The sequence below is a fragment of the Kocuria sp. genome (assembly GCF_030536815.1).
Taxonomy (GTDB): domain Bacteria; phylum Actinomycetota; class Actinomycetes; order Actinomycetales; family Micrococcaceae; genus Kocuria; species Kocuria gwangalliensis.
The window spans coordinates 1-6,676 of the sequence record NZ_JAUNPE010000117.1; the positions used below are offsets into that span (position 1 = coordinate 1).

4 protein-coding genes and 1 pseudogene are annotated in these 6,676 nt (G+C 68.3%); 1 reads left to right on the top strand and 4 read right to left on the bottom strand.

The genetic code is table 11. The annotated features are described in order from the left end of the window. The coding region (locus tag Q4E95_RS09970) for a dolichyl-phosphate-mannose--protein mannosyltransferase (protein WP_303383163.1) at positions 1 to 1,577 on the bottom strand (1,577 nt) is incomplete at its 3' end. Positions 1,578 to 1,746: 169 nt separating this feature from the next. Between Q4E95_RS09970 and rsmI the strand changes: the two genes are divergently transcribed. After that, positions 1,747 to 2,580 carry a 16S rRNA (cytidine(1402)-2'-O)-methyltransferase gene (gene rsmI, locus Q4E95_RS09975; RefSeq protein ID WP_303383166.1) on the top strand — a complete coding sequence of 278 codons (834 nt, stop codon included), beginning with the start codon at positions 1,747 to 1,749 and terminating at the stop codon, positions 2,578 to 2,580. A gap of 99 nt (positions 2,581 to 2,679) precedes the next feature. On the opposite strand, the gene Q4E95_RS09980 is transcribed toward rsmI, so the two are convergent. From Q4E95_RS09980 to Q4E95_RS09990, 3 genes and pseudogenes are all read right to left on the bottom strand, one after another. After that, positions 2,680 to 5,070, bottom strand: a complete 2,391-nt coding sequence (locus tag Q4E95_RS09980; protein ID WP_303383164.1) for a DUF3488 and transglutaminase-like domain-containing protein — start codon at positions 5,068 to 5,070, stop codon at positions 2,680 to 2,682. Next, positions 5,067 to 6,491, bottom strand: a complete 1,425-nt coding sequence (locus Q4E95_RS09985) for a DUF58 domain-containing protein (protein ID WP_303383165.1) — start codon at positions 6,489 to 6,491, stop codon at positions 5,067 to 5,069. Before Q4E95_RS09985 ends, Q4E95_RS09980 begins: the two co-directional genes overlap by 4 nt. Next, positions 6,488 to 6,676: pseudogene (locus tag Q4E95_RS09990) on the bottom strand (ATPase); the annotation flags it as partial. The pseudogene Q4E95_RS09990 and the gene Q4E95_RS09985, both read right to left, overlap by 4 nt.

The window sequence follows — 6,676 nt, forward strand, 5'->3', positions numbered from 1 at the left end:
CGCCAGTGGTCGTACGGGATGGTTTGCCCGGTCCACACCGGCCAGAAGAAGACCGCACACACGACCACCAAACTCATGAAGACGAGCCCCACGGTGGTCCAGCGGTGCGCCCACACGCGGGAGATGAAGCGATTCCGAGCGGTGGGTGTCCCCGCGGTGTCCCCGAACGGCGCGACGCCGAGCCGCCCGGTCAGGACCCCCAGAACGCCCACGATGATGAGCACCATGAACGGGAAGAACGCCAGGGCGTAGAAGTAGAACATCGTGCGCTCGGGGTACAGGAACCACGGAAGGTAGGCGGCCGCGTACATCCCGAGCAAGCCGCCCAAACGCCAATCCCGCTTCACGATCCACAGGACCAGGGCGAACAGGACCGCGGCAATACCCACCCACCACACGGCGGGATTGCCCTGGTTCAGGATCGCTTGGGAACACGAGTCCACGGTGCACCCGTCAACGCCGCGCTCGGGGGATTCGTAGAAGTACGAGGTGGGCCGCGCGAGGATCGGCCACAGTGCGGGCCCTGCCATATAGGTGTGCTCGCTGTCCAAACCCGCGTGGAACGAGTACGCGGCCACGTGGTACTCCCACAGGGAGCGCAGCGCCGGAGGCAGCCACTGGAGGCCTTCGCCGGGATTCTGTTCCGCCCACTGGCGGTGATAGCCGTTCGCTGTGGTGAGCCAGCCGGTCCACGTGATCACGTAGACGACCAGCCCGGTGCCGATCACGGCCACGAAGGCGGGGAGCCCATCTTTGACCGCGGCGTCCCAGAACCATTGCTTCACACCGGCGATCCGGCGGGCGTTCATGTCCCACAGCACCGTGAGGATTCCCAGGGCGGCCACCAGGAACAGGGCGTTCCACTTGACGCCCACGGCCAACCCGCACGCCACCCCGGCCGCAATCCGCCACCACCGGATCCCCAGCCACGGACCCGGACCGTGAGGCGAGAACCGGGCGACCAGGCGTCGTCGTCCGTCGTCACGGTCGAGCAGGAGGAGCACGAAGGCGAGGAGCACGAAGAACATCAGGAAGATGTCCAGCAGCGCCAGGCGGGATTCGACCAGGTGGAGGCCGTCCAGGCTCATGAGCAGCCCGGCGGCGGTTGCCAGGGTGATCGAGCGGAACAGAAGCCACGCTGCGGCGAAGATCAGGGCGATCGACAGAGTGCCGAACAGGGCGGCGGAAAAGCGCCAGCCGAAGGGATCGTCCGCGCCGAACAGCCACAGGCCGCCGGCGATCAGCCACTTGCCCACCGGGGGGTGCACCACGAACGAGGGTTCATCCAGGGTGGTGGTCGGCGCGCCCGCGGTAAAGGTTTCGTCCGCGTCGGAGGGCCATTGCTGCTCCGTGCCGTTGAGCAGGAGCGAATAGGAATCCTTGAGGTAATAGGTTTCGTCGAAGACCACCGCGTGGGGCCAGGAGAGATTGACGAACCGCATGACCCCGCCCAGCACGGTCACGAGGAGCAGCGGAACCCACCACAACCGGGGCAACTGGGTGACTGCGGGTAGCAGGAGACCACGAAGGTCTGTGGAGGGGCCGCGGGTCACCGGCTGGAAAGCAGTCAGATGCACTCAATCATCGTAGGTGGTGGTTACTGAAGAACCCCTGTTCACGATGGAGTTTACGGCGGTTCTCAGCCGCCGATTGGACAGGGTTCGTAGAGTACTGTGTGTGAGCTCGCAAGAATCAACGCCCCAGGAAACTGCCCAGACTCCTTCGGAGCAGCCCCGGGGCGGAGCCGTGGTGGTCGTGGGCACTCCCATTGGCAACCTCTCGGACGCGTCCCCCCGCTTGCTGGAGATTCTCCGAACCGCTGATGTGCTGGCCGTGGAGGACACTCGCACGCTCCACCGGCTGGCTGCCGGGCTGGACGTCCACTTCACCGGCCGGGTCATGACCCACCACGAGCACAACGAGAACGAGAGGGTCACCGAGATCCTCGATCTGGTTCGCGCCGGTAAGATCGTGGCCGTGCTGTCCGACGCCGGGATGCCCACCGTCTCGGACCCGGGCTTCCCGCTCACGCGTGCCGCCGCGCGGGAGGGGTTGCGGGTGACGGTGATCCCCGGGCCTTCTGCCGTTCTGGCGGCGCTCGCGGTGTCCGGACTGCCGACCGACCGATTCACCTTCGAAGGGTTTCTGCCGCGCAAGGCGGGGGAGCGGGCCACTCACCTCAAGGCCCTGGCCGAAGAGCGCCGCACCATGGTCTTCTACGAATCACCGCATCGACTGGCGGTGATGTTGGAGGCGCTGCGGGATGCTCTCGGCGGCGATCGTCAGGCCGTGGTGTGTCGCGAACTCACCAAACTCCACGAAGAAGTCCTCCGCAATGACCTCGCCGGTCTCACGGAGTGGGCGCAGGACAATCAGGTGCGCGGAGAGATCGCGGTGGTCGTCCACGGTGCCGCAGCCGCAAAGGCCCCGGAACCCGAGGACCTCGTGGGCGACGTCGAAAAACTCGTGGCCACCAGCGACATCAAGCTCAAGGCCGCCGCCCGCCAGATCGCCACGGACGCCGGCGTCAGCACCCGCCAGCTCTACGACGCCGTGATCACCGCCCGCGGTCAGCGCTGAGGCGCGTCCCGCGGATCGTCCCCGCCCGCCCCGTCAACGGGGACCGGCCCGTCACCGGCTCGGGGCGCTCGGCGGCCCCTGAGCACCACACGTGAAGCCTCAGCGCCGGAAAATCGACGCCGGCCACCACGTGGCGCGCAACCTCTGACCTCGGTCGGCGCGGTTCATGAGTTCGTTGCGCACCGTGCCGAGATCCGCGGCGGACGCTGACGGCTTCCACGAGGCGTCCGGGGCGGCGTAGGTGGCGTGCTCCATATCAGAGACGATCCGATCCACTGCCTCCGACGCCGCCGGGATCCCCGCTGCCATGCGCCGGGCTCGCACACGCGGGGTGTCTGATGCCTTGGGAGATCCGCCGTGGTCCACGGACAAGTCTTCCAACTCGTTCCACGCCGCGTTTGCCCGGTCCTGGGGCGAAAGCGAGGCGTCGGCCATGTCCGCCAACCGTGCCCGGCGGCGTCTTCCGCGCACGAACCGCGGCACGGCGGCCAAAAGCACGAGAAGCAGCAGGACGCCGCCGAGCACCAGCACCCAGAGCGGAATCATGAGCGCGGTGCTGGTTTCCTGCTGCTCCTGTTCGGGTTCCGGCGTCTCAGGAGCGGGCGGTTGGCTTTGCTCGTCCGTGGGCCCCGAGGTCGGCTCCTGCGGTTGCGACGGCTCTTGGCCGGGCGTCTGATCGGGTTGGCCGGAGGCGTCCTGACCGGGGTCGTTGCCGGATTCGGGCGCGTACTCCGGGGTGGTGGGAATGCCGGGCGTGGGTTCGAAACGCACCCACCCGACGCCCTGGAAATAAAGTTCGGGCCACGCGTGGGCGTCACCGGTACCCACCTGGAAAAGTTCTCCGCCCCGCGAATCGTCGACCGGGGCCGTGGGCAGATAACCGACCGCCACGCGGGCGGGGATACCGACCTCGCGCGCCATCAAAGCCATTGCGGGCGCGAAATGCCCGGCGTACCCCGTGCGGGTCTCCATGAACTGTTCCATGCTGTCCATACCGCCGGCGTCGTAACCCTGGGCGAGCGGGGCGTTCACGTCGTACCGGAAGTTGTGGCGCAGGCCGTTCTGCAGCGCCACCGCGCGGTCGTAGTCGTTCTCGGCGCCCTCCGTGAACTGGCGGGCGGCACTGCCGATCGACTCGGGCACGTCGTTGGGCAACCGCAGGTCATCGGCCAGGTCGCCGGTCGCGTTCGACGGCGCTGCCGAACGCATCGCGTCCGCCGTGGCCTGCGGAGCTGAGGACGTGACCGTGAACGTGCCGCCGGACATGTCCGAGCCCGCGCTGAAGACCGAGAGGTCGCGGGGGTTCCATGACCAGCCCTCGTTGCCGATACCCGCGAACTCCGTGGGTGCGTACGGGGCAGGCAGCCAGTGCTCGTTGTAGTCCTCGAACGTGACCTTGGTCGTCACGGGGTTTTCACGGGACACCGGATTGGTTTCCGGATCCGCCAGACCAGCCAGGCCCTCTTCCAGGTTGTCCGTCTGCGGGAAGAACTCGGGCTGGGAGAAGTCGGACAGGCTCATGAGCCGCATGTACTTGGGCTGCCCGTCGGAGGTGGTGTAGCTGAAGCGCTGAACCCGTTCGCTCTCCCGCAGATCCTGTCCCACCGCGCGCAACGGGCCCACACCGGCGGCACGCTCGGAATTGAACGAACTGCCCTGCGGGAATGCGCCGCTGAAGAACCCGGGCATGACCGTGGGAACGAGCAGGCTCACGGCCAGGACACCGGCAATCACCAGCAGCGCGCGCGGCAGACCGCCGGGGGTCGGCGCAATATGCTGCAGACGGGTGGCACCCCACACCCTTGACCCGGCGAGCAGGGCCAGCGCGGCGAGGATCGCGGCGCCCAGACCCCATATCGATACGCTGCCCGGCAAGGTCAAGGCGGGCACCACGAGCAGCGCCAGGACGCCCACGCATGCCAGGCCGGCCATGCGCAGGCCCAGCAGTGCGGTCTCCATGAACACGGCCACCAAGCCCACCAGGGCGCTCAGCACCAGAGCCAAACCGGCGTTCTGCCCGTAGGGCGCGGCCTGCCGGGCCACGAACGAGCCGGACTCACTCCACAGTGAACCCACGGCGGAAAAGGTGCCCGGGGTCGGAATGAACCCCAACAGCGCGTGATCGCTCACGTGCACCACGGTCAGCGCCAGGATGAGAGCGGCAAGACCCAGAACGGTCACCAGCGCAGAAGGCAAGCGCAGCCACCGCGCGGCCGCGGTGACCAGCACAACGATCACCACGGTGACCGCTACGGGCAGCACCCACCAGAAACCGGCGAGCGCCCCGGCCATGCCCACGCAGCCCAGGGTGATGCTCGCCAACAGCAACGCGTGCAACGGGAGCACCGCCATGCGCGGCGCACGGTGGTTCCGCGATGGCTCGGGGGGCCGTGAGTTCTCGGGCGCTGCCGGCGTCGACTCCGAAGACTCGGCCCGCCCGGCGGGTCCCGGACTGCCCCACGGGGTGGCCGGTGCGGCGGTGTGGCTCATGTGGTAGTCCTCGATCGGAAGTGCCCCATCACGTGGTCCATGTTCAGTTGTTGGACTCCGGGTGGCGCGGGCGGCGGATCCAGAAGTGTGGCGCCGTCCAGAATGGAGGTCCACGCGGCGTCAATGTCCGTCCAGCGCGTCACGAGCACCACGGACCAGCCGGAGGTCTCCAGAATGTCCGCGCTCTCGGGGCGGGCCAGGGGAGGGTTGAGCACCATGATCACCGAACCAGCGACGTTGCCTTTCGCCGTGCTCACGTAGCGCCGCGCTGCTTCAGCGGACAGCTTGCCCGTGATGAGCAGCAGCGGGTGGGTCAACGCTTCGCGGTCGAAGCGGGCGGCCAGCGGATCGGTCGCGGCGTCAGGTTCGGGGCGGGAGACCAGCGCGGCCTGCGCCAATCCATGCACCACTTCAAGAGCCGTGTTGTCCGTGACGGACGTGTCGCGCTGATCGGTGCCCTTCAGGTCACCGTGTGGCAGCGCATGACCCTGGTCATCCAGGGCGAAGACCACGGTTTCGCGGCGGGTCAGGTGGTCCAGGATGGACGCCGTGGCGCGCACGCCCCATTCGAACTCCTCGGTGGACGGCAGGATGCCCGCCCACACGCGCTCGCCGGGCCAGTGCCCCTGGGTCGTGTCCAGGACGAGCACGGCCTTGCGCGTGCTGCGCGGGTCCTCCTGGCGCACCATGAGTTCGCCGTGCTTTGCCGACGCCGCCCAGTGCACCCTTCGCATTGGGTCACCGTGGCGGTATTCGCGAGTGGTCACGTTGTCCGGACCGGGTTGGGGCATGGCCCGTCGGGAGGGATCACCGCCGGTTTCGCGCACCCGGGATGCGCCCAGTTCGGTGAGGTCCTCTGCGTCCGGGGCGACCTGCAGGGTGGTGCGCTCGGCCACGTCCAACAGCTCGGTCACCACGCCGAACGGGTCCTGGACCCGCACGGTCGCCGGGCCCAGTTCGTACATTCCACGACGCCGCGGGCGCACCGTGTACTCCACGGGCACGCCTGAGACGGGGACCGAGAAGTCCCGGTCCTTGCCCAGTTGCGGGTCCACCGTTTCGTGGACCTCCACCGCGGCGCGATCGTGAACGGTCGAGCCCGGGGAGCCCGCGCGACGTCGGGAACCGAACTGTGAACGTCGTCGTACGCGCAAGGCGACCGAGGCGGCGTCGCCGACCGTGACCAGCGCCGGATCCACGGACCGTTTGAGCAGCACGCGGGGTTTGATCAACCACATTGCCAGCGAGGAGAACAACGGGAGCATGCCCAGGAACAGGGACAGCGCCAGCACGTCCTTACGGCCCAGCCACGTGGCGGTGGCCAGGCACACGACGGCCGCGACCAGGAAGCACCAGCCGCGCACCGTGAACTTGGCGCGGGAATCAACCCGCGCCTCGGCAGTGGAGGCGGTGTTGCTCATCGAGATCCGGTGCCGTCCTCGGTGGGGACGCGCACGTCATCGAGGATGGCGCGCACCACGTCCTGGGCGCTGTCGGTGCCGGAGCGGCGCTCGAGCAATAACCGGTGGGCGAGTACGGGCACGGCGATGGCCTTGACGTCGTCCGGGAGCACATGATTGCGGCCGGCCAGGGCGGCCTCGGCGCG